Annotated in this window: 20 protein-coding genes and 1 pseudogene; 12 read left to right on the top strand and 9 right to left on the bottom strand. The window is 73.2% G+C overall.

Features of this window, described 5'->3' with window-relative positions; all coding sequences use genetic code 11:
* Positions 1–8: 8 nt before the first annotated feature.
* The gene (locus ACGFZS_RS32600) at positions 9–422 is read right to left on the bottom strand and encodes a roadblock/LC7 domain-containing protein (RefSeq protein WP_359219691.1); all 414 of its coding nucleotides are present in this window, start codon (positions 420–422) and stop codon (positions 9–11) included.
* A 96-nt stretch (positions 423–518) separates the two neighbouring features.
* On the opposite strand from ACGFZS_RS32600, the gene ACGFZS_RS32595 reads away from it, so the two are divergent.
* A complete protein-coding gene (locus tag ACGFZS_RS32595; protein ID WP_393798094.1) occupies positions 519–947 on the top strand; it encodes a PPOX class F420-dependent oxidoreductase in 429 nt (142 codons plus the stop codon).
* 13 nt (positions 948–960) lie between these two features.
* Here ACGFZS_RS32595 and ACGFZS_RS32590 read toward each other — a convergent pair whose 3' ends face one another.
* The 5 genes from ACGFZS_RS32590 to ACGFZS_RS32570 all read right to left on the bottom strand — a co-directional run bounded on the left by ACGFZS_RS32590 (position 961) and on the right by ACGFZS_RS32570 (position 5,956).
* Positions 961–1,569, bottom strand: a complete 609-nt coding sequence (locus ACGFZS_RS32590) for an ATP/GTP-binding protein (protein WP_393666185.1) — start codon at positions 1,567–1,569, stop codon at positions 961–963.
* 201 nt (positions 1,570–1,770) lie between these two features.
* Positions 1,771–2,184: a DUF742 domain-containing protein gene (locus ACGFZS_RS32585; protein ID WP_393798093.1), complete on the bottom strand. Its 414-nt coding sequence runs from the start codon at positions 2,182–2,184 to the stop codon at positions 1,771–1,773.
* Between the two features lie 18 nt (positions 2,185–2,202).
* Positions 2,203–2,640 (bottom strand): roadblock/LC7 domain-containing protein, encoded by a 438-nt coding sequence (locus ACGFZS_RS32580; protein ID WP_355711946.1) that lies wholly within the window; start codon positions 2,638–2,640, stop codon positions 2,203–2,205.
* Positions 2,637–5,144, bottom strand: a complete 2,508-nt coding sequence (locus ACGFZS_RS32575; RefSeq protein WP_393798092.1) for a nitrate- and nitrite sensing domain-containing protein — start codon at positions 5,142–5,144, stop codon at positions 2,637–2,639. Before ACGFZS_RS32575 ends, ACGFZS_RS32580 begins: the two co-directional genes overlap by 4 nt.
* Positions 5,145–5,182: 38 nt before the next feature.
* Positions 5,183–5,956 (bottom strand): MHYT domain-containing protein, encoded by a 774-nt coding sequence (locus tag ACGFZS_RS32570; protein ID WP_393798091.1) that lies wholly within the window; start codon positions 5,954–5,956, stop codon positions 5,183–5,185.
* 150 nt (positions 5,957–6,106) lie between these two features.
* On the opposite strand from ACGFZS_RS32570, the gene ACGFZS_RS32565 reads away from it, so the two are divergent.
* The 3 genes from ACGFZS_RS32565 (at position 6,107) to ACGFZS_RS32555 (ending at position 8,151) form a co-directional block, all read left to right on the top strand.
* Positions 6,107–6,706 (top strand): class I SAM-dependent methyltransferase, encoded by a 600-nt coding sequence (locus tag ACGFZS_RS32565; RefSeq protein WP_393798090.1) that lies wholly within the window; start codon positions 6,107–6,109, stop codon positions 6,704–6,706.
* A gap of 127 nt (positions 6,707–6,833) precedes the next feature.
* Positions 6,834–7,139, top strand: coding sequence for a hypothetical protein (locus tag ACGFZS_RS32560; RefSeq protein ID WP_393798089.1), 306 nt, complete (start codon positions 6,834–6,836; stop codon positions 7,137–7,139).
* A 136-nt stretch (positions 7,140–7,275) separates the two neighbouring features.
* Positions 7,276–8,151: a hypothetical protein gene (locus tag ACGFZS_RS32555; protein WP_393798088.1), complete on the top strand. Its 876-nt coding sequence runs from the start codon at positions 7,276–7,278 to the stop codon at positions 8,149–8,151.
* A 50-nt stretch (positions 8,152–8,201) separates the two neighbouring features.
* Here the strand turns inward: ACGFZS_RS32555 and ACGFZS_RS32550 are convergent, their stop codons facing one another.
* Positions 8,202–8,384 carry a hypothetical protein gene (locus tag ACGFZS_RS32550; RefSeq protein ID WP_355711936.1) on the bottom strand — a complete coding sequence of 61 codons (183 nt, stop codon included), beginning with the start codon at positions 8,382–8,384 and terminating at the stop codon, positions 8,202–8,204.
* Positions 8,385–8,696: 312 nt separating this feature from the next.
* On the opposite strand from ACGFZS_RS32550, the gene ACGFZS_RS32545 reads away from it, so the two are divergent.
* Together ACGFZS_RS32545 and ACGFZS_RS32540 are read left to right on the top strand one after the other, a co-directional pair.
* Positions 8,697–9,956, top strand: coding sequence for an alpha/beta hydrolase family protein (locus ACGFZS_RS32545; protein ID WP_393798087.1), 1,260 nt, complete (start codon positions 8,697–8,699; stop codon positions 9,954–9,956).
* A gap of 162 nt (positions 9,957–10,118) precedes the next feature.
* The gene (locus ACGFZS_RS32540; protein ID WP_393798086.1) at positions 10,119–11,459 is read left to right on the top strand and encodes an esterase-like activity of phytase family protein; all 1,341 of its coding nucleotides are present in this window, start codon (positions 10,119–10,121) and stop codon (positions 11,457–11,459) included.
* A gap of 15 nt (positions 11,460–11,474) precedes the next feature.
* On the opposite strand, the gene ACGFZS_RS32535 is transcribed toward ACGFZS_RS32540, so the two are convergent.
* Positions 11,475–11,978: a hypothetical protein gene (locus tag ACGFZS_RS32535; protein WP_393798085.1), complete on the bottom strand. Its 504-nt coding sequence runs from the start codon at positions 11,976–11,978 to the stop codon at positions 11,475–11,477.
* Between the two features lie 184 nt (positions 11,979–12,162).
* The gene (gene xylA / locus ACGFZS_RS32530) at positions 12,163–13,329 is read right to left on the bottom strand and encodes a xylose isomerase (protein ID WP_393798084.1); all 1,167 of its coding nucleotides are present in this window, start codon (positions 13,327–13,329) and stop codon (positions 12,163–12,165) included.
* Between the two features lie 216 nt (positions 13,330–13,545).
* Here xylA and xylB point away from each other — a divergent pair, with 216 nt between their 5' ends.
* The 6 genes and pseudogenes from xylB (at position 13,546) to ACGFZS_RS32500 (ending at position 20,979) form a co-directional block, all read left to right on the top strand.
* On the top strand, positions 13,546–14,991 hold the full coding sequence (gene xylB / locus ACGFZS_RS32525) for a xylulokinase (RefSeq protein WP_393798083.1): 1,446 nt from the start codon (positions 13,546–13,548) through the stop codon (positions 14,989–14,991).
* 74 nt (positions 14,992–15,065) lie between these two features.
* Positions 15,066–16,274, top strand: coding sequence for an ROK family transcriptional regulator (locus tag ACGFZS_RS32520; protein WP_359219668.1), 1,209 nt, complete (start codon positions 15,066–15,068; stop codon positions 16,272–16,274).
* A 193-nt stretch (positions 16,275–16,467) separates the two neighbouring features.
* A pseudogene (locus tag ACGFZS_RS32515) lies at positions 16,468–17,876 on the top strand (APC family permease).
* The gene (locus ACGFZS_RS32510; RefSeq protein ID WP_393798082.1) at positions 17,873–18,886 is read left to right on the top strand and encodes an acetamidase/formamidase family protein; all 1,014 of its coding nucleotides are present in this window, start codon (positions 17,873–17,875) and stop codon (positions 18,884–18,886) included. Before ACGFZS_RS32515 ends, ACGFZS_RS32510 begins: the two are co-directional and overlap by 4 nt.
* A 95-nt stretch (positions 18,887–18,981) precedes the next feature.
* The gene (locus ACGFZS_RS32505; RefSeq protein ID WP_393798081.1) at positions 18,982–19,590 is read left to right on the top strand and encodes an N-acetylmuramoyl-L-alanine amidase; all 609 of its coding nucleotides are present in this window, start codon (positions 18,982–18,984) and stop codon (positions 19,588–19,590) included.
* 96 nt (positions 19,591–19,686) lie between these two features.
* A complete protein-coding gene (locus ACGFZS_RS32500; RefSeq protein ID WP_393798080.1) occupies positions 19,687–20,979 on the top strand; it encodes a GAF domain-containing protein in 1,293 nt (430 codons plus the stop codon).
* Positions 20,980–21,019 lie beyond the last annotated feature (40 nt).

The raw sequence follows: 21,019 nt of genomic DNA, 5'->3' as shown, positions 1-21,019 counted from the left end.
TCCGCAGGTCAGAGGTCCATCACGGAGGATCGCTCCGGGTGCCTGGCGTCCACGCCGAGGTGTTCGCCGACGCGGTTCACCAGCAGGGTCATCTCGTAGGCGATCAGGCCGATATCGGCCTCGGCGCCGCTGAGCACGCACAGACAACTGCCGGTTCCGGCGGCGGTGACGAACAGGACCGCGTCGTCGTACTCGATCATCGTCTGACGGACCTGCCCCGCGCCGAAGTGGCGTCCGGAGCCCTTGGCAAGGCTGTGCAGCCCGGAGGCGACGGCGGCCAGATGCTCCGCGTCCTCCCGGCGAAGGCCCGTGCTCGCGCCCGTGACCAGCCCGTCGTTCGACAGGACCAGCGCGTGCCGTACGTGCTCCACACGCTCGGTCAGGTCGTCGAGCAGCCAGCCGAGTCCCTGGTTCTGCGCCATGTCCCGCGTCTCCCCGTGTGCCCTCTCTCCCCCTGGCTGGAGGATCTCCCCGCCAGCCTTCCCCACCACCGGCGTCCGGGCAAGGAGGATGAGGACATGGCACAGAAGATGACCGACGAGGAATGGCGGGCGTTCGTCTCGCACGGCACCCGCACCGGCAAGCTGTCCACCGTCAACGCCGACGGCAGCCCGCATGTGGCGCCCATCTGGTTCCTGCTGGAGGGAGACGATCTGGTCTTCAACACCGGCAAGGAGACCGTGAAGGGGCGCAATCTCACCCGCGACGGGCGGATCGCCCTGTGCGTGGACGACGACCGGCCCCCCTTCCATTTCGTGGTGCTGAGCGGGCGCGCCCGGCTGTCGGAGGATCCGGGCGAGCTGCGAGATTCGGCCACCCGGATCGCGGCGCGCTACGTGGGAGAGGACCACGCGGAGGAGTTCGGCGCCCGCAACGGCGTCCCGGGCGAGCTGCTGGTGCGGGTCGCCGTGGAGAAGGTGGTGGCGCTCAAGGACCTCACGGGCTGAGCCGTGCCCCCGGTCAGCCCACCGAGTCGAGGAGCCGGGCGGTGTGCATCCGCCCGGCGTACTCGACGAGCCGGATCAGCACCTCCTTGCCGGAGTCCCGGTCGCGGGCGTCGCACAGGACCACCGGTGTGCCCTGGTCCAGGTCGAGGGCCCGGCAGACGTCGTGGGCGCCGTAGGACCGGGCGCCGGTGAAGCAGTTGACGGCGACGACGAACGGGATGTGCCGGTGCTCGAAGTAGTCGACCGCGGGGAAGCAGTCCTCCAGACGGCGGGTGTCGGCGAGGACGACGGCGCCGAGGGCCCCTTGCGACAGCTCGTCCCAGAGGAACCAGAACCGGTCCTGGCCCGGGGTGCCGAAGAGGTACAGGGAGAGCCCGGAGCGGATGGTGATGCGTCCGAAGTCCATGGCGACGGTCGTGGTGACCTTCTGGTCCACGCCGTCGGTGTCGTCCACCGACTGGCCCGCCTCGCTGAGCATTTCCTCGGTGCGCAGCGGCCGGATCTCGCTGACGGCACCGACCAGGGTCGTCTTGCCGACGCCGAAGCCGCCGGCGACCAATATCTTGAGCGCCATGGCCGCCGTGTCGTCGTCGGCGGCGGGCTCGGAGTGCTCGGAGACCATGATCACTTCTCTCGGGAGGGCCGGCTTCGGTCGACGTCTGGGGGTTCGGCACCGTGCGGGTGGTCAGGACGCGAAGCCAGCATCATGACAACTGCCGCTCGGCCGCGGACGGTTGGACCGGAACGCGTCGGTGCTGACCGGCTCGCGCCCCGTTGGTTCCGCGATGGTTCCGGATGGTTCCGGTCGGTTCCGGATGGTCATCTACAGTGCCCGCAATCCCTCGATGACCTCGCGCAGAATCCGTTCGTCGGGGAGCTGCGCCGGTGGCACCGGGCGGCTCACGGTGACGCAGCCCAGTTCCAGCAGATCGCCCAGGAGCACCCGGACCACCCCCACGGGCAGGTCGGCTCCGGCGGCGAGTTCGGCGACGGACTGCGTCTCCGTCCGGCAGAGGTCGATCAGCGCCCGGTGTTCGGGGCCGAGCGGGGTGTCGTCGTCCACGCCGGGGGCGCCCGGGTCGAGGGTGACCAGGGCGATCAGGTCGAACCGCACCCCGGTGGGGCCCGGCGTGGTGCGGCCGCCGGTCATGGCGTAGGGGCGGACCAGCGGCCCTGCCTCGTTGTCGTACCACTGGCTGCCCGGCTCGTGCGGGGTGCCGCTCGCGTACTCGGTCATCGGGGGCGGTCTTCCGGTTCATCCGGCGGCGGGTGGCCGCGCGCCGACGCGCGGCGCGGTGTAGAGGTGCTCGCCGACGCGCTTGACCAGGCGGGCCATCTCGTAGGCGACCAGGCCGATGTCGGCGGTGACGTCGGTGAGCAGGGCGAGGCAGGAGCCGTCGCCGGCGGCGGCCACGAAGAGGAAGGCGTCGTCCATCTCGACCATCGTCTGGCGCACCCCGCCCGCCCCGAAGTGCCGTCCGGCGCCCTTGGCGAGGCTGTTGAAGCCGGAGGCCACGGCGGCGAGGTGCTCGGCGTCCTCGCGCTTGAGGCCGGTCGAGGCGCCCACGGCTAGGCCGTCGTTGGACAGCACGACGGCATGCCGTACCTCCGTGACGCGCAGCACCAGGTCGTCCAGCAGCCAGTCGAGTTCGCCGGAGCGCCGGTCCGCCCTTGTGCTCGGGTCCTGGATCATGCGCGGTCTCCTTCGGTGCTGTCGGTGCTCCCGGCGGGTTCCGGGGCGGCTCCGCGGCCGGGTTTCCTGCCGCCGCCGCGCGTCCAGCCCGCGCGGTAGGCCGCCATGCGGTCGCGGACGAGTTCGGGGGTGCGTTCGCCGCCCCGGCGGGCGGGCGCGGGGTCCTCGGCGCGGGGATCGCGGAGTTGGGGGGCGAGGTTCGCCTGGCGTACCCGGCGTGGCAGGTCGTCGTCCTGGGGCTCGGAGTCGTGCGGTGGGCGGTGCGGCCTCAAGGTGGTGACTCCGGGAGGCGGCGGCTCGGGCGCCGCCGGCCGCGGGGACGGCCGGGCGGTGACGGCCAGGGCGGGCCGGTCGGCGGGGATGGCCTGCGGGAGGGCGGCGTCGGGCACGCGCGCGTACACGCGCTCCGGTGCCGGTTCGGTGTCGGCCGCCGGACGGCCGGAACGTTCCGCCGGACCACCGTGCAGCAGGACCTTCGGCAGCAGTACCACCGCGGTGGTGCCGCCGTAGGGGGAGGTGCGCAGATGCACCTTGATGCCGTGGCGGGCCGCGAGCCTGCTGACCACGAAGAGGCCGAGCCGGTCGCTGTCGAACAGGTCGAGGGCCTCGGACTGTTCGATGCGCCGGTTGGCCTCGGCGAGGGTCTCCTGGCCCATGCCGAGGCCCCGGTCCTCGACCTCCAGGGCGTAGCCGTTGCCGACGGGTTCCCCGGTGATGCGCACGCGCGTGTGCGGCGGTGAGAACTGGGCGGCGTTCTCCACGACCTCGGCGAGCAGATGGGTGAGGTCGGCGACGGCCGCGCCGGCGACGGCCGCCTCGGGGAGCTGGCGTACCTCCACGCGCGCGTAGTCCTCGACCTCCGAGACGGCGGCCCGTACGACGTCGGTGAGGGACACCGGCATGCGCCAGGCCCGGCCGGGGGCCGCCCCGGAGAGGATGATCAGGCTCTCCGCGTGGCGCCGCATCCGGGTGGTGAGGTGGTCGAGACGGAAGAGGTCGCTCAGTTCGTTGGGGTCCTCGGAGCGGCGTTCCATGCTGTCCAGCAGGCTCAGCTGGCGGTGGACGAGGATCTGGCTGCGCCGGGCGAGGTTGACGAACACGCCCGAGATGCCGCTGGCGAGTTCGGCGCGTTCCATGGCCGCGCGCAGGGCGGCGCGGTGCACGGTGCCGAGGGCCTCGGCGACCTGCCCGGTCTCGTCCTCCGCGGCCGGCCCCGGGGGCGCCTCCGCGCGGATGTCGATCTCCTCGCCGGCCCGCAGTCTGCGCATGGCCTCGGGGAGTTTGCGGCGGGCGATCTCCAGGGCGCTGTTGCGCAGGCTCACCAGCTCCACCACGAGGCCACGCCCGATGCGGACGGAGATGACGAGCGAGGCGGCCACGGCGAGCAGCCCGAAGAGGACGGCGGCACCGGCCGGGGTGAGCAGTCCGCGCGCGAACGGGTCGGCCCGGCCCGCGACCGCGCGTGCCGTGTCGCTCTGGACGGTGCGCATGCCGTCCTGCACGCGCGCGTGGGCGGTGTCCCAGGCGGCTTCCGGAGCGGCGTGCAGGGCCTTGGCGCCGGGGGGACTGGCCAGGATCCGGTCCTCGGCGTTGCCCAGCGCGGTGTAGTCCTCGCCGCCGGTGAGCCGGCGCCAGGCGGTGCGCTGGGCGCCGGGCAGGTCGGCGACGGCCGCGTCGGTGAGGGCACGGCGGGTGTCGACGGCTCCGGTGAACAGCCGCAGTCGCTCGCCGTCGAGGCCGCCGGCCAGCCGTGCGCCGGCGAGGACCGCGTCCTCCTGGGCCAGTGCCTCGCCCGCGCGGGAGAATTCGAGCAGCACGCGCGCGTCGGAACCCATGTCGTCGGCCTGGATGCCGGTGAGGGCGCCGTCCACGGCGAAGGCCGAGGAGATGGCGCGTGTGTACCGCCCGTAGGCCTCGTCCCAGCCGGTGCCGCGGTTCTGCACCGCCGACCGCAGCGTGCGCAGCTGCTCGGCGCCGGAGACGAAGGTCTCCAGGCGCCGGGCGACACCGGAGGGCAGCTCCTCGCTGTCGGCGACGGTGCTGCCCTTGCCGAGCCGCAGGGCGGCCACGGCCCGGTCGGTGCGGGCGCCGAGTCTCCTGAGATCCCCGGTCTGTTCGGCGCCGGGATCGGTCGCGTACCGGACGGCCGCGGCGCGCTCGGCCTGGAGCGCGGCGACGGCGGTGGCGACCGGGGTCCGCAGCGCCGTGTCGACGCGCTGGGACTGGCGCAGCCGGGAGACGTCCTGGGCCGTGGTGACCGTGGCGTACGCCCACAGGGCGAGCAGGGACATGACCGGAACCATGAGCAGGCAGACGACCTTGGCCCGGACGGTCCGGGGCCGGATCCGCCAGCCGCTCCCGCGTGGTGGCGCGCTGTCATCCGCCTCGACGAGGTCGTCGACCGGTTCGTCGGCGGGTGGTCCGGCGTGCGCGCGACGGCCGCGCGGAGGTCGCGGGGACGGTGTCTCCGGGCCTGTGGTGGGGGTCCTACGGGGCGTACGCATGGCCTCCTCGCTCGTCTGGGGAACTGGTTCGGGCCGGGTCAGCGCGCGACGCCGGTGACGGGCCGCTGGGCGGAGGCGGAGGCCTCGCGCTCCCCGGCCGTGGGCGAGAGCGCGACGAAGGCCGAGGTGAGGAACAGATAGGACCCGAGGCCGACGGCCAGGGGGAAGATGAACTGCATGGCCGTGGCCCCGGGCAGCGGGGTGCCGGAGGGGGTGACGCGCACGCTGACCGCGAACATCCCGGTGTAGTGCATGCTGCTGACGGCCGCGCCCATGACCAGGGAGGCGACGGTGACGGCCACGGGCGACCTGATGTTGAGGGCCGCCCACAGGGCCGCGGTCGCGGCGACCACGGCGATGAGGACGGAGAGTCCGACGAGCATCGGGTCGTAGCGCACATCGCCGTGCAGCCGGACCGCCGCCATGCCGAGGTAGTGCATGCTGGCGACGCCCAGTCCGGTGGTGAGCCCGCCCAGCAGGAGCGCCCGGCCGCGGTCGCGGCTGTAGCCGACGGCGAAGACGCCGGCGCTCACCACGACCACGGCGACGAGCAGGCTGAGGATGGTCAGCGGTACGTCGTAGCGGATGTCGGTGCCGCTCACGCTGAAGCCGAGCATGGCCACGAAGTGCATGGTCCAGATGCCGGTGCCGAGCGCGGAGGCGGCGGTGAGGAGCCAGTTGCGGCGCGAGCGGCCGGTGCTGCCGAGCGCGCGGACGGTACAGCGCAGCCCCAGCGCGGCGCCTATGCAGGCCATCACGTACGACAGCACGGGGGTCAGCCAGCCGAAGGTGGCGTGGTCCAGGTGTCCCATGGCCCAGGGACGCTAGGGGGCATGGGAGCACAAAGGGGGCGCATTTCGAAAGGTGCCGCAATATGACTCAGAGATGTGCCGGAACGATCGCGTCCCGTTCGAACGTGCGCACAGGGGCGTCCTCCGTGACGGTGAGGGATCATGCGGGGCATGAGCGAAGACCACACACATGTCCGGGAGTTCTTCACCGCGCGGGCGGCCGGCTGGGACGGGAAGTTCCCCGACGACGGTCCCGCGTACGCCGCCGCCGTCGGCGAGCTGGGGCTGCGCGCGGGTGACCGGGTGCTGGACGCGGGCTGCGGCACGGGGCGCGCCCTGCCGCCGCTGCGCGCGGCCGTGGGCCCCTCGGGCGCTGTGCTCGGAATGGACCTGACCCCGGCGATGCTCCAGGCCGCGGTGCGGGCCGGGCGGGACCGCGCGGGCCGGCTGCTGCTCGCCGACGTCGCGGCGCTCCCGGTGCGTTCGGAATCCCTCGACGCCGTGTTCGCCGCGGGCCTGATCGCCCATCTGCCTCGACCCGCCGAGAATCTGCGGGAGTTGGCGCGCGCGGTCCGCCCCGGCGGCACGCTCGCGCTGTTCCACCCGATCGGTCGGGCCGCGCTGGCGGCGCGCCAGGGACGGCAGATCACGCCGGGCGACCTGCGCGCGGAGGGCAACCTCCGCCCCCTGCTGGCCGGTTCGGGCTGGCGCATGATGTCGTACGTCGACGAGGACGCCCGGTTCCTCGCGCTGGCGGTCCGCGGCGGCTAGCCGGGAGCCGGTGCCGATGGAGGCATTCCGGGGGGCGCCCCCTTCTGTTGCCGGAACTTCAACTCTACGTTCGGTAGGGGATGACGATTGTTCGAAGGCAACAACCGACAGGGGGAAGGTGGCCCGCGTGTTCGACCGGATCCGTAAGTACGCAGGCAGATTCCGTGGCGCAGAGGGTGCCGGCGGCGCCGAGGCGCCCAAGCGGCCCGAGAGGCGCGCGCACAACTTGTTCGAGGCCGCGGCCGACTATGTCGCGGCCCATGCGGAGGACGATCAGGACCGGATCGAGGAGGCGGCGGGCTGGGTCTCGCCGGAGGCGTTGTCGTTCGGGGTGAGCGAGCTGGCGTGCCGGGCCGTCCTCGCGCTGGCCCGGGAGCGCGACGAGTCGCCGCGGACGGTGGCGCGCGACCTCCTCGGGCTGCCGGTCGCCTGACCGATCGGCCGCCGTCTCGGTCGTTTCGTCCCGTCCTGGCGGAACGCCGCAGCTCCGCGTGTGGTGGCCGGTCGTGACAAGGGGCTTCCCGTCGCACTAGGGTGCGCGCCGTTGGACGAACGAGTGGGAGGCAGGGATGGCCGGGACGGACGAGGAGGCCGTCGCCGCGGATGAGGCGCTGTACGTGCTCACGGCGGTGCTGCTGACGCCGGCGCAGTTTCCGAGCGTGCTGGGCGACGACTATCCGGAGGCCTGTGCGGCGCTGGAGCTGGCGCCGCGCGCCGACGGGTACGGCCTGGTGCTCGGCCAGGACGGCGAGGGGGCCCGCTGGACGGTCGTGATCGACGACGTCTCGCTGGTCGCCGTCGCGATCGCGTCCTGGGACTGCGGCATGGAGTACGACCTGTCGCCGGACGAGCGGACGGTGGTCGCCGCCCTGCCCGGCTGGCCGCTCGCGGTCGCCGTGGCGGCGCCGAACGTGCCCGCGCCGCACGACCCCGAACCGGAGGTGGCCGACCGCGCCCCGCTGACCCCGCCGGACACCAGCACCTGGGGCCCGGCGCAGCGGCGGCTGGGCGCGGACGAGATCGCCCTGCAGTGGGCGGTGTGGCGGGAGCAGATCGGCGACGACCACTTCTCGGTGACACCGGCCCCGGCCGACGCCCCGAAATCCCCCGAGGAGGCCCCTGCGGAGGCCCCGGAGGACGCCGAGGCGGCCCCGGAAGCCTCCACGGCCGCGAAGGGGCACGCCGGGATCCGGCGGGTCCTGGCCGAGGCGTGGGCCTATCTGGACGCGCCGCCGCCGCTGGGCCGGGTCCGTTCGTCGTTCGCCCCCGGCGACGCCCGTACGCTCCGTGCCGACGGGCCCGGCTGGTCGATGGTGGCCCGCACCGACGACATCGCCTTCGTGCTCCTCGACGAGGAGCCCGGCGAGGTCCTGCCCGTGGGCCGGGGCCCCGAGCTCCCCGGCCTCCTGGAAGCCCTCGACAAGATGGCCGTACGGCCCCTGTGAGCCCTCCTGGGCCGCGCCCCGCGAAGGGGGCGCGGCCCGGGGAGGGTCGCTCAGCGGCCGATCTCCTTGCGCGTGACCCTGCGCAGCCTGCGCCGCTGCGAGGGGTCGAGCGCGAGGTACGCGGCCACCGGGACGCCCACCACGATGAGGAACGACACCCACCAGGGCAGCCATATGAACAGGATGAGCCCGACCGCCACACCTCCTGCGGCGATCTTCGCGTTCTTCGACATCAGCGTCGCCTCCTCCGCGGCCGTTGCCGCTCTCTGATCTGAAAACGGGCCCGCGCTTCCCGCGGTTCCTGACCGCGACCCTGAGACATCCCTGACGAGCGACCCCTACTGGCCCCTGAGGGCCGAGTCGAACAGATTGTGAAGCAGTCCTGCTCCCAGCGTAGCGATTCCTCCCACGCACCGACCGGGCCGCTTCTGGCCTCTCCTCCGGCCCACTCCCCCCCAGGATCCTGCGGAAAACCCCACCTCCACACGCCCGTTGGCCGGATGGTCGGTGATGCCGGAGGTTCGTACGGTCCCGGTATGAAGCGAATGAGCAGGTTACTGGTGATCTCGGCGGTGTCGGTCGCGCTGACGGCGAGCACCGCGACGGCCGTGGTCGCGCGGGAGGCAGCCGGGCCACGACCCGCCGCTGCCGCGCGGGAGGCGGCTAACGTGTCACGCGGCACGCTGGTGTCCGTCGAACATCTGAGGACGCTCACCGCGCGGCAGGTCGCGGCCGAGCTGGCGGGGGACGAGGGCGGGGCCTGGGACACCGGCACCGTCCGCCACGGACTGGACACCTTCCGGATCGTGTACCGCACGGTGAATCCGTACGGCCGTCCCACCACCGCCAGCGGGCTGCTGGCCCTGCCGCGCGGCGGCGAGCGACGGCTGCGGACCGTGTCGTTCACCCACGGCACCGAGCTGTTCAAGGGCGATGTCGCCTCCGTCTCGGCCGAGGTCTGGGGCCAGGCGCCCGCGCTGACGTACGCCTCCGCCGGATTCGCCGCGGTGCTCCCCGACTACCTCGGTCTGGGTCTGGGCCCCGGCCCCCACCCCTGGATGGACGTGCCCTCGGAGACGACGGCCGCCCTGGACATGCTGCGCGCCTCCCGCACCGCCGCGGCCCAGAGGGGGCGGGAACTGCGGCGCGGGGTGCTCGCCACCGGCTTCTCCCAGGGCGCCTCGGCGGCACTGGGACTGGCCCGGTCGCTGCAGGAGGGGGACGACGGCTGGTTCCGGCTCCGCGCGGTGGCACCGGTCAGCGGTGCCTACGCGTTCCGGGACGCGGAGCTGCCCGCGCTGCTCGCCGGGCGGACGGAACCGAAGGCGAGCGTGATCTACACGGCGCTGGCCCTGGTGTCCTTCAACCGCCTGCACCACCTGTACGACACACCGGCCGAGGTGTTCCGGGCGCCGTACGACCGCACGATGGAAAGCCTGCTGGACGGCACGCACACCGGCCAGGAGGTCGTGGCCGGCACCCCGGACTCCCTGCACGGGCTGCTCACCGCCCACGGCCGGGCGATGCTGGCACACCCCGGCGGGCGGCTGGCGGCGGCCCTGCGGATCACCGACGGCGTGTGCTCCGACTGGACGCCCGAGGCTCCGATCCGGCTCTACTACGCCGACGGGGACGAGCAGGCCGTCAACGCGAACACGACCCACTGCCGGGCCGCACTGCGCGCCCACGGCGTCGACGCCCCGCTGGTCGACCTCGGCACCCCGGACTACGGCGGTTCCCGTCACCTGGGCTCCCAGCAGGCGGGAACCGCCGCCGTGGTGCGGTGGTTCAGGTCGCTGCGGTAACCGCGCACGGGTAAGCCGCGGAATCCGGGAATCCGCTGCTCGCGGGCCGAAAACCGATGATCGCCGAGTGGCGGTCGCCCGGTGTTCACCGAGTGGTCGAACGGCGTTCCTTGTGAGGCCCAACTCTGGCCGCTGCCAACGAACTTGTTTTCAGGAGGCCCGATGTCCCCGCACGCCACCGGCAGACGCCGCGTCCACCGTTCCGTCGCGACGGGTCTGCCCCTGGCCCTGGCCGCCGCCCTCGTGGCGGCGGGCACGGCCGACGCCTCGTCGTCCGGCGCGGCACACGTCACCCGCACCGCCGTCCTCGGCGACATCCCGCTCGGCACGTTCAGCAACGCGCTGCTCCCGGGCACCGTGGACAACGACCGGGGTATCGACCTCGGCGGCATCGGCAGCGACATCTACCCGGCCGGCCGCAAGGGCGAATACTGGACGGTCACCGACCGGGGGCCCAACGGCCAGATCAAGGTGGACGGCAAGAAGCGCCGGACCTTCCCGGTGCCCGGCTTCGACCCGGCGATCGTGAAGATCCGCGTCTCCGGCGACAGCATCAAGGTGATCGACGCCCTGCCGATCACCACGTCCTCCGGCAAGGCCGTCACCGGTCTGCCCGACCAGTCAGGCCGGGACGAGGCGCCGTACTCCTACGACGCCAAGACCCCGCTGTCGTACAACCCGAACGGCCTGGACACCGAGGGCATCGTCCGCGCGGCGGACGGCACCTTCTGGCTGGTCGACGAGTACGGCCCGTCGCTGGTCCACGTCTCCGCGCGCGGGCAGGTGCTCACGCGGTACGTGCCCAAGGGGCTGAACCTCACCGGCGCCGACTACCCGGTGGTGGAGGCGCTGCCCTCCGTGCTGCTGCACCGGAAGATCAACCGCGGCTTCGAGGGCCTGGCCCTGCTGCCCGACGGCGACCTCGTGATGGCGCTGCAGAGCCCGCTGTCGCTGCCCGACGGGGACGCCGGGGATGCCTCGCTCAACACCCGTCTGCTGCGTTTCTCGCCCCGCAAGAAGGCGGTCACGGCCGAGTACGCCTACCGCTTCGACCCGGTGAACGTCGTGGACCCGAGCGAGGACGACACCTCCGAGCTGAAGATCTCGTCGATCGTGGCCGTGGGCGGCGACCGACTGCTCGTCGAGGAGCGCACCGACAAGGCGGCGCGCCTCGAACTGGTCAAGCTGGACCGCAGGTCGAACATCCTCGGCGGCGCGTACGACGACGACACCACGTCTCCGTCGCTGGAGCAGCTGGACGACCCGGCGGCGGCCGGTGTCCCGGTGCTCGACAAGCGCCTCGTCGTCGACCTGAACACCGTGGCCGGGGTGCCGCTGAAGATCGAGGGCATCGCGCGCGTGGACCACGACACGCTCGCCCTGATCAACGACAACGACTTCGGGATGACGGACGGAACGGGCGCGTTCGACGCGCAGGGCCGCCTGGTCGACAGCGGCATCGAGACGACCCTGGTGTACGTCCGGCTGCCCAAGGGCCTGTAGCGAACCCGGCGGAGGTCACCCCAGCAGGGACGGCAGGACCGACTCCAGACCGCTCTGCAGCTCGCTGGGGAGCCCCGAGGGCCACTCCGAGGGGAGTTCGCTCGGCAGCCGCGACGGCAGGCTGCTGGGCAGCTCGGTCGGGAGGCTGATCGAGGGGCGGGGCGAGCCGGAGGTGCTCGGGCTGCTCGTGGTGGGCTTCTTGCCGGGTGAGCCGTCGCCACCGGACGCCATCAGGACGACGGCGGCGACGGCCACGGCGGCCACCAGCACGACCAGGACGGCGAACAGCGGTCCCCTGCGCCGCCGGGGCCGCTCGGGAGGCGGTGGCGTCCAGCCCACGGCGGTGGGCGGGTCGCCGCCCCCGGCAGGCGGCCCCTCGGGAGGCCCTGCGGGAGGCCCGAAGCCGCCGCCCGACGGTGGTCCGAAACCTCCGTACGCGGGCGGGTCGTAGCCCCCGTCCGGGGGCGGGGTGCCGTTCGGCGGGCCGGGCGGTCGTGGCGGTACGGGCGGCATGGCCATACCGCCAAGAGTCACCGCGTACCGGTCATCGCGTAAGCCCCGCGCGGGAGTTGATACGGACTGATGCCATGGATCGCACGATTCCGGAGCAATTCCCGCACGAACCGGCCGCGCGGGCGCGGATTGCGACACGCGCGCGTGGGGGCGTCCGCTCCGGGAGCGGCCCGCACGCGCGCGTGCGTGTTCAGCCCCGGGCGCCGAGCAGGTGGTCCATCGCCAGCTGGTCGAGCTGCTCGAAGGCCATCCCGCGCGCGGCGACCGCGTCCGCGTCGAACTCCTCGAAGGCCGCGCGGTCCGCGAGGAGCGACTGGAGGCCGTCCGCGGCGGTCGGCTGGGCCAGCTGGTCCAGGCGGGAGGCGCGCAGGGCCTCCTGGACCTCCGGGTCCGCGCGGAAGGCGGCGGCACGCTCCTTGAGGATCAGGTAGTTGCGCATGCAGCCGGCGGCCGACGCCCACACCCCGTCGAGGTCCTCGGTCCGCGGCGGCTTGAAGTCGAAGTGCTTCGGGCCCTCGTAGCCGGCGCTCTCCAGGAGGTCGACCAGCCAGAAGGCGGCACGCAGGTCGCCGGCGCCGAAGCGCAGGTCCTGGTCGTACTTGATGCCGGACTGGCCGTTGAGGTCGATGTGGAAGAGCTTGCCCGCCCACAGCGCCTGGGCGATGCCGTGCGGGAAGTTCAGGCCGGCCATCTGCTCGTGACCCACCTCGGGGTTCACGCCGTACAGCTCGGGGCGCTCCAGGCGCTCGATGAACGCGAGCGCGTGGCCGACAGTGGGGAGCAGGATGTCGCCGCGCGGCTCGTTCGGCTTGGGCTCGATGGCGAAGCGCAGGTCGTAGCCCTGGGCGGTGACGTACTCGCCGAGGAGGTCGAAGGCCTCCTTCATGCGGTCGAGGGCGACCCGCACGTCCTTGGCGGCGCCGGACTCGGCGCCCTCACGGCCGCCCCAGGCGACATACGTCTTCGCGCCCAGCTCGGCGGCCAGGTCGATGTTGCGGATGGTCTTGCGCAGCGCGTAACGGCGCACCTCGCGGTCGTTCGCGGTGAACGCGCCGTCCTTGAAGACCGGGTGGGTGAAGAGGTTGGTGGTGGCCATCGGGACGGTCAGGCCGGTCGCGTCGAGGGCCTGGCGGAAGCGCTTGATGTGCGATTCGCGCTCGGTGTCCGAGGACCCGAAGGGGATCAGGTCGTCGTCGTGAAACGTCACACCGTAGGCGCCCAGTTCGGACAGGCGCTGCACCGTCTCGACCGGGTCGAGGGCGCGCCGGGTGGCGTCGCCGAACGGGTCCCTTCCCTGCCAGCCGACGGTCCACAGGCCGAAGGTGAACCTGTCCTCGGGGGTGGGCTGGAAGCTCATGCCGCGGCTCCTTGCTCGGGGGTTCTGCTCGAAGTCTGTGCCGGACGACTGTCGTGCCGACTATTTCGTCATGGCGGTTTACAAATTAGTATGCCGACGCGTCCCTGGGAAGGGTCACCCTGTCCCCGAAGGACGAAAACCGGGTCGCGACACCCCGACGAACCGGAAAAACTGCAGGTCAGATCAACCGCTAGCCGCGGAAAAAGGGAGAGCCCGATGTCAGCAGCCGAGGGTCCGCTCGTCGTCGGCGTGGACACGTCCACCCAGTCCACCAAGGCGTTGGTGGTCGACGCGTCCACCGGACAGGTCGTGGCGAGCGGCCAGGCGCCGCACACCGTGTCCTCCGGGGCGGGCCGGGAGAGCGATCCGCGCCAGTGGTGGGACGCGCTGTGCGAGGCGCTGCGCCAGTGCGGTGACGCCGCGCACGAGGCGGCCGCCGTGTCGATCGGCGGGCAGCAGCACGGTCTGGTCACGCTGGACGAGCGGGGCGAGCCGGTGCGGCCCGCGCTGCTGTGGAACGACGTCCGTTCGGCGCCCCAGGCCCAGCGGCTGATCGAGGAGCTGGGCGGCCCGAAGGCCTGGGCGGAGCGCACCGGCAGCGTGCCGGGCGCGTCCTTCACGGTGACGAAGTGGGCCTGGCTCGCGGAGCACGAGCCGGAGGCGGTGCGCGCGACCAGGGCCGTACGACTCCCCCACGACTACCTCACCGAGCGCCTGACCGGGGTGGGCACCACCGACCGCGGTGATGCCTCGGGCACCGGCTGGTGGGCGTCGGCGACCGAGGCGTACGACGAGGAGACGCTGGCGCATGTGGGTCTGGACCCGGCGTTCCTGCCGCGGGTGGTCCGCCCCGGCGAGGTCGCGGGCACCGTCCGGGACAGTCACGACCTGCCCTTCTCCAAGGGCACCCTGGTCGCCCCCGGAACCGGCGACAACGCGGCCGCCGCGCTGGGCCTCGGGCTGCTCCCCGGCACCCCGGTGCTGAGCCTCGGCACGTCGGGCACGGTGTACGCGGTCTCGAAGCACCGCCCGGCCGACCCGACCGGCACCGTCGCGGGCTTCGCCGACGCGCACGGCGACTGGCTGCCGCTGGCCTGCACGCTGAACTGCACCCTCGCGGTGGACCGGGTCGCGGCCCTCCTCGGCCGGGACCGCGAGGCCGTCGAGTCCGGCACCTCGGTCACCCTGCTGCCGTACCTGGACGGCGAGCGCACCCCGAACCTGCCGCACGCCTCCGGACTGCTGCACGGTCTGCGCCACGACACCACCGGCGGCCAGCTCCTCCAGGCCGCCTACGACGGTGCCGTGCACGCCCTGCTGGGCGCCCTGGACCTGGTGCTGGACCAGGACGCCGACCGGACCACCCCGCTGCTGCTGATCGGCGGCGGCGCCCGGGGCCGCGCCTGGCAGGAGACGGTACGGCGGCTGTCCGGGCGTCCGGTGCAGGTGCCCGAGGCGAAGGAGCTGGTCGCGCTGGGTGCCGCGGCGCAGGCGGCCGGGCTGCTCACCGGGGAGGACCCGGCCTCGGTGGCGCGGCGCTGGAACACGGCCGCGGGGCCGGTGCTGGACGCGGTGGAGCGGGACGACGCGACGCTGGCCAGGATCTCCGGGGTACTCTCCGACGCGGCCCCGCTGCTGGAGCGGGCACCCGAAGACCGCTGACCGCCTGCCGCCGGCGACTGACCGGCGGAAGACCGGCGGAAGACCGTCCGGAGGATCAGAGGATTGATGGAGGCATGACCGCACCGCTGCACGAGGCCCGCCCGACGGCGAACGGCCGTGCCCTGCCCGACACCCAGCAGGGCATGCGCCGGCGCAACCTCGCGCGCGTGCTGCACGCGGTCAGCGCCGAGGGCTCGCTGTCGCGGGCCGCGGTCGCCTCGCGCATCGGCCTGACCAGGGCGGCGGTGTCGACCCTGGTCGACGAGCTGATCCGCTGGGGGCTCCTGGAGGAACTCGGCCCCGAGCGGCCGAGCCGGGTCGGGCGGCCTGGCTCGGCGCTCGCGGTGAGCGGGCGCGGCCCGGCCGGTATCGGCGCGGAGGTCGGGGTCGACCATCTCGCCGTGTGCGCGGTGGACCTGCGCGGGGAGGTACGCGCGCGTGCCGTGCGGCACGGCGCCAACCGGGGCCGTGATCCGCGGCCGGTGATCGAGGCGCTGACCGCGCTGGTCCGCCGGGTCGTGACGGAGGCCGAGGGCGAGGGCCTGTGGCCGGCCGGTCTCGCGGTCGCCGTCCCCGGCCTGGTCGCCCGCGACGGGCACACGGTCGTGCACGCCCCGAACCTCGACTGGCACGACACCGACCTCGGCGCGCTACTGCCCGCCGGACTCCCGCTGACGGTGGACAACGAGGCCAACTTCGGCGCCCTGGCCGAGCTGTGGCTCGGGGACGCCACCCCCCGCGACTTCCTGCATGTGTCCGCGGAGATCGGCATCGGCGCCGCGGTCGTCGTGGACGGACAGCTGCTGCGCGGGAACCGCGGTTTCGCGGGCGAGCTCGGCCATGTGCCGGTCCGTCCCGACGGGCCGCGCTGCGCCTGCGGCGGACGCGGGTGCCTGGAGCAGTACGCCGGCGAGGAGGCGGTGCTGCGTGCGGCCGGCCTCGAGTCCCGCGAGGACGCGGTGGGTCTGCTCGCGCAGCGGGCGGGCGCGGACCACGAGGGTGTACGACGCGCCCTGCACGACGCGGGCACGGCGCTGGGCATCGCCCTGACCGGCGCCGTCAACCTCCTCGACCCCGAGTCCGTGGTCCTGGGCGGCGCCCTGGCCGGCCTCGCCCCCTGGCTGCTCCCGTCCCTGGAAGCCGAACTGGCCGACCGCACGACGGGCCCGGCCTGCCCGGTCGCCGTCTCCCGGCTGGGCCCCGAGGGCCCGCTCCTGGGCGCGGCCCACTCGGTGGTCCGCGCCGTCCTGGACGATCCGGCGACGGTGGCGGAACGGGTCTGACGCCGCCCCGGCCGCACACAGGCACACCCGCGCACGGCCGCACTTCACCCGTCCGAGTGGCGTGGTTTTCCACAACTCCCGTCCCGTCCACGGAACCACCCTGCGCTCTTCTGCCCGACTCGTCGGCGCCGTACCGTGATTCACACGAAGCGGTCCGTGGGATCGTCGGATTCACGCACGTCGGGGGGTGTGTATGGCCGGAGAGGTGGCCGCGGGGCTGCGGCGGGACGCGGTCGGTCTGCGGGAGGTGCTGTTCCAGAGCATCACCGCGATGGCGCCGGCCGCCGCCGTCGCCGCGTCCATTCCGTCGGGGGCGGCCTTCGCCGGGGGCAGTCTGCCGCTGTCGGTGCTGATCGCCCTGGTGGCCTGTCTGTTCACCGCGTCGTGCGTCGCCGAGCTGGCACGGGAGTTACCCGCGGCGGGCTCCGTGGCCACCTACGCGGCGCGGGGGCTGCACCCGGCCGTGGGGTTCCTCGTGGGCTGGGGCTATGTGTTCGTGGAGGCGCTGGTCCCCCCGTTGCTGCTGCTCCAGCTCGGGTTCACCACGGCGGGGACCCTGCACGACGAGTGGGCCTCCTATCCGGCGGACCTGTGGTGGCCCTGGTCGCTGGCCGGAGCCGCCGTCATCGCCGTCGCCGGGTATCTGGGCGTGCGCGCCTCGGCCCGTTTCGGAACCGTCCTCGGGATCTTCGAGATCGCGGTCTTCCTGGTCTTCGCCGGGTGGCTGATCGGGAAGGCCGGTGACCACAACACCCTCTCCGTGTTCGGTGCCTCGCACACGGCACCGGGGCACGGCGGGGTGAGCGGGATCTTCGCCGCACCATGCACCGCGCGGTGCTCGGCGCGGCCCTGGGCATCGGACTGTTCTACGTGGTGACGACCTACGCGATGACCGTGTACTTCGGCCCGGACCGGTTCGCCTCCTTCGGAGCGGCGGGCGACGCGTCCTGGGAGGGGGTCGCCCGGGCCTCCTTCGGTCTCTTCTGGGTCCTCGTGTTCCTCGCGGTGGTCAACTCGACGATCGCCAATGCCAACGCCTGCGCCAGCGTGTCCACGCGGACGGCGTTCGCACTGGCCCGGATCCGGGTCCTGCCGGGGGTACTCGCCACGCTCCACCCCCGGTACCGCTCCCCCGTCGTCGGGATCGCGGTCCAGACGGTGGTGGCCGTCGGCGCCGTGCTGGGGCTGGGCTTCGGCTACGACCCGGTGACCGCCTTCTTGCTGCTGGCCACGGTGATCGTCACGGTCGTGGTGGGCGTCTACATCGTGGTCAACCTCGCCTGTGCCGGTTACTTCCTGCGCCGCGGCCGTGCTGCCCTGCGTCCGGTACGCCACCTGGTCCTCCCGCTGCTGGGCATCGTGGCCTTCGTGCCCGCCCTGCTCACCGCGGCCGGCCTGCCCGTCTTCGACTTCGTGACGAAGCTGACCGCGCCGGTGTCGTACGCCGGACCGGTGGTCGGCGTCTGGATGGCGGCCGGAGTGGTCGTGCTCCTGGTACTGATACGCCGTCACCCCGAGCGCATAGCCGAGACCGCGCGTGTCCACCTCGACGAGGACGGCCCTGCCGTCCCCGACCTGAAGAGCGGAGACCTTCCACGATGACCGACCCCCGTGTCCTCACCGTCCGGCCCGGACCGGGCGAGTACGCGTGGACGTTCGGCGGTGCGCCGCCGGTGGCGCGGATCGCACCCGGCACGGTGCTCGACCTGTACACGGAGGACTGCTTCGCCGGACGGGTGCGGTCCGAGAAGGACCTGGTGTCCGAGGTGTGCGAGTTCCCGTTCCTCAACCCGCAGACCGGGCCCTTCCACATCGAGGGCGCGGAGCCGGGCGACACGGTCGCCGTGCACTTCGTGTCGATCGAACCGGCCCGGGACTGGGCGGCGTCGACGACGGTCCCCCTGTTCGGCGCGCTCACCTCGACGCACACCACCGCCACGCTCCAGCCGCCGCTGCCGGAGACGGTCTGGATCTGGCAGCTGGACCGGACCCGGCGCACGGCCCTGTTCCGCGCGCACGAGGGCGACCTCGAGCTGGAGCTGCCGATGGACCCGATGCACGGCACGGTCGGGGTGGCCCCCGCCAACCTGGAGGTCCGCTCCGCCCTGGTGCCCGACGCGCACGGCGGGAACATGGACACGCCCGAGATGCGGGCCGGTGTCACCTGCTACCTCGGGGTCAACGTCGAGGGAGCGCTGCTCAGCCTCGGCGACGGGCACGCCCGGCAGGGCGAGGGCGAGACCTGCGGGGTCGCCGTCGAGTGCGCGATGCACACCGTGGTGATCGTCGAGCTGCTGAAGGGGATCGTCACGCCGTGGCCCCGGCTGGAGTCGGACACGCACATCATCTCGACGGGGTCGGCGCGCCCACTGGAGGACGCCTTCCGGATATCGCAGCTCGACCTGGTGCGGTGGCTGGTGCGCGACTACGGGTTCGGCGAGCTGGACGCGTACCAGTACGCGACGCAGACGGTCGAATCGCCGTTGGCCAACGTGTGCGACACCAACTACACCTGTGTGGCCAAGCTCCGCAAGGAGTGGCTGCCCGCGCGCGAGACCTACCGCGGATCGCATGCGCGGCTGCGCGAGACGGCGGCGGCCCTGCGCCGCTGACCGCCCCTGGCCCCTCCCTCTCGACTCCTCGTGACTTCTCAGTGCTTCGAGCATCCTTCTGTGCTTCGAGCACGCTTCCGAAAGGCATCCCCTCCATGGACCGGGCACGACCGCTCCCCACCAGGCGTCTGCTGCTGAAGGGCGCGGCCCTCGCCGCCGTCCCGTACGCGCTGCTTCCGGAGAGCCGCGCCGGCGCGCAGACCGGGGTGGTCGACTATCCGCAGGCCGAGTGGCAGGCGGCGAGCACCGACAACCGCACGGCGGCCCAGCGCCCCGGCGAGTACGCCATCGACCGTGTGATCATCCATGTCACCCAGCAGTCGTACGCGGGCACGCTGTCGATCTTCCAGAACCCCGAGAAGCGCGTGTCCGCGCACTATCTGGTGCGCTCGGCCGACGGTCATGTCGCGCAGTGCGTGCGGGAGTCGGACATCGCCTGGCACGCGGGAAACTGGGACTACAACACGCGCAGCGTCGGCATCGAGCACGAGGGCTGGGTGGACAAGCCGGAGTACTTCACCGACGCGCTGTACCAGGAGTCGGCGCGGCTGACGGCGTCGATCTGCGACAGATACGGCATCCCCAAGAACCGGGACCACATCATCGGCCATGTCGAGGTGCCGGGGACCGATCACACCGATCCGGGAAAGCACTGGGACTGGGTCCGCTACATGAGCCTGGTGGGCCTGTCCTCCTCGAAGTAAGGACCTGGGAGTGAGGACGTTGGAGGGGGATGTCGGAGGGGGACGTCGGAGTGAGGGTGGTCGAAACGGTTGTCGGCGCGAACACCCCGAGTGACGATGTCCCCAGCCGCATCGCCGTCCGGGGAGGTCGAGTTGACCGATCAGTGGGTGGCCCTGGAGCCGGGGGCCGACCCTGCCGAGCGTGTCCGGGTGCTGCGCCGGGCGTACGAGACGTTCACCACCGTGGGGACCGTGCCGCGCCCGGTGCGGTCGGTGGTGGCCGAGTCCTGGCGGCGTTCGGCACGGGCCGGGGTGGGTCCGGACGGTACGGCGCGCGTGGAGCTGACGGACGGCGACCTCGGGACCTATCGTGCGGAGCATCCGCTGGCCAGGGTGATGCCGCTGTTCCGGGAGCTGATGGGCACGTTCGCGGCGGACGGCGAGCATCTGCTGGCGGTGTGCGACGCGAACGGCAGGCTGCTGTGGGTGGAGGGGCATCCGGCGACCCGGCGGCGGGCGGACCGGATGAACTTCGTGCCGGGCGCGCGCTGGTCGGAGAGCGCGGTCGGCACCAACGCGCCGGGGACCGCGGTGGCCGTGGATCGGCCGGTGCAGGTGTTCGCGGCGGAGCACTTCATCCGCCGGGTGCAGCCGTGGACGTGCGCGGCGGCGCCGGTGCACGATCCGCGCACCGGGCGGGTGCTGGGTGCCGTCGACATCACCGGCGGCGACCGGCTGGCGCATCCGCACAGCCTGGGCTTCGTCCAGGCGGTGGCACGGGCCGCCGAATCGCAGTTGGCGCTGCTGGATCCGCCGACGCCCGCGGACGAGGCGCCCGCGCTGACGGCGCTCGGCCGTGACGAGGCCGAACTCCGGCTGGACGGGCGCCGGATCCGGCTCGGCCGCCGGCACAGCGAGCTGCTGGTGCTGCTGTCCCGCCATCCGGAGGGGCTGACCGGCGACGAGCTGCTGTGCGCGCTGTACGAGGACGAGTCGGTGACGCCGGTGACGCTGCGCGCCGAACTGGCCCGGCTGCGGCGGCTGCTGGGTCCGGGGCTGCTCGCCTCCCGGCCGTATCGGCTGACCGCTCCGGTGGAGTCCGACGCGGCCGTGGTGGAGCGGCGGCTGGAGACCGGGGCGGTGACGGCGGCCCTCGGCGCCTACACCGGGCCGCTGCTGCCGGGCTCGCAGGCGCCCGCGGTCGTACGGCTCAGGCAGCGGCTGGCGGACGGGCTGCGGGCCGCGCTGATCGCGGGCCACGATCCCGACCTGCTGGCGGACTGGGCGCACGCGCCCTGGGGCGAGGACGACATCGAGGTGTGGCGGGCGCTCGCGGCGCTGCGGCCGACGCCGGTCGTACGGAGCCGACTGGCCGCGCTGGAGTCCGAGTTGGCGGCACCGGGGCGCTGACCTGCCGCGCAACGTACGTGCAACGTCCCGGTCCCTACCC

This window comes from Streptomyces sp. NPDC048288, assembly GCF_043201555.1.
Lineage (GTDB): Bacteria > Actinomycetota > Actinomycetes > Streptomycetales > Streptomycetaceae > Streptomyces.
Note: the sequence above shows the minus strand (reverse complement) of the source record. Positions and strands in the feature narration are given on the sequence as shown.

Bases quoted from the DNA above. Each gene is read 5' to 3' on its own strand.
- ACGFZS_RS32540 (WP_393798086.1), top strand. From the start codon at position 10,119: ATGTCCCCGCACGCCACCGGCAGACGCCGCGTCCACCGTTCCGTCGCG.
- ACGFZS_RS32500 (WP_393798080.1), top strand. From the start codon at position 19,687: ATGTCCCCAGCCGCATCGCCGTCCGGGGAGGTCGAGTTGACCGATCAG.
- ACGFZS_RS32520 (WP_359219668.1), top strand. From the start codon at position 15,066: ATGACCGCACCGCTGCACGAGGCCCGCCCGACGGCGAACGGCCGTGCC.
- ACGFZS_RS32550 (WP_355711936.1), bottom strand. From the start codon at position 8,384: ATGTCGAAGAACGCGAAGATCGCCGCAGGAGGTGTGGCGGTCGGGCTC.
- xylA (WP_393798084.1), bottom strand. From the start codon at position 13,329: ATGAGCTTCCAGCCCACCCCCGAGGACAGGTTCACCTTCGGCCTGTGG.
- ACGFZS_RS32585 (WP_393798093.1), bottom strand. From the start codon at position 2,184: ATGACCGAGTACGCGAGCGGCACCCCGCACGAGCCGGGCAGCCAGTGG.
- ACGFZS_RS32535 (WP_393798085.1), bottom strand. From the start codon at position 11,978: ATGGCCATGCCGCCCGTACCGCCACGACCGCCCGGCCCGCCGAACGGC.
- ACGFZS_RS32510 (WP_393798082.1), top strand. From the start codon at position 17,873: ATGACCGACCCCCGTGTCCTCACCGTCCGGCCCGGACCGGGCGAGTAC.
- ACGFZS_RS32580 (WP_355711946.1), bottom strand. From the start codon at position 2,640: ATGATCCAGGACCCGAGCACAAGGGCGGACCGGCGCTCCGGCGAACTC.
- ACGFZS_RS32590 (WP_393666185.1), bottom strand. From the start codon at position 1,569: ATGGTCTCCGAGCACTCCGAGCCCGCCGCCGACGACGACACGGCGGCC.
- ACGFZS_RS32595 (WP_393798094.1), top strand. From the start codon at position 519: ATGGCACAGAAGATGACCGACGAGGAATGGCGGGCGTTCGTCTCGCAC.
- ACGFZS_RS32545 (WP_393798087.1), top strand. From the start codon at position 8,697: ATGAGCAGGTTACTGGTGATCTCGGCGGTGTCGGTCGCGCTGACGGCG.
- ACGFZS_RS32565 (WP_393798090.1), top strand. From the start codon at position 6,107: ATGAGCGAAGACCACACACATGTCCGGGAGTTCTTCACCGCGCGGGCG.
- ACGFZS_RS32575 (WP_393798092.1), bottom strand. From the start codon at position 5,144: ATGCGTACGCCCCGTAGGACCCCCACCACAGGCCCGGAGACACCGTCC.
- ACGFZS_RS32555 (WP_393798088.1), top strand. From the start codon at position 7,276: ATGGCCGGGACGGACGAGGAGGCCGTCGCCGCGGATGAGGCGCTGTAC.
- ACGFZS_RS32505 (WP_393798081.1), top strand. From the start codon at position 18,982: ATGGACCGGGCACGACCGCTCCCCACCAGGCGTCTGCTGCTGAAGGGC.
- ACGFZS_RS32570 (WP_393798091.1), bottom strand. From the start codon at position 5,956: ATGGGACACCTGGACCACGCCACCTTCGGCTGGCTGACCCCCGTGCTG.
- xylB (WP_393798083.1), top strand. From the start codon at position 13,546: ATGTCAGCAGCCGAGGGTCCGCTCGTCGTCGGCGTGGACACGTCCACC.
- ACGFZS_RS32600 (WP_359219691.1), bottom strand. From the start codon at position 422: ATGGCGCAGAACCAGGGACTCGGCTGGCTGCTCGACGACCTGACCGAG.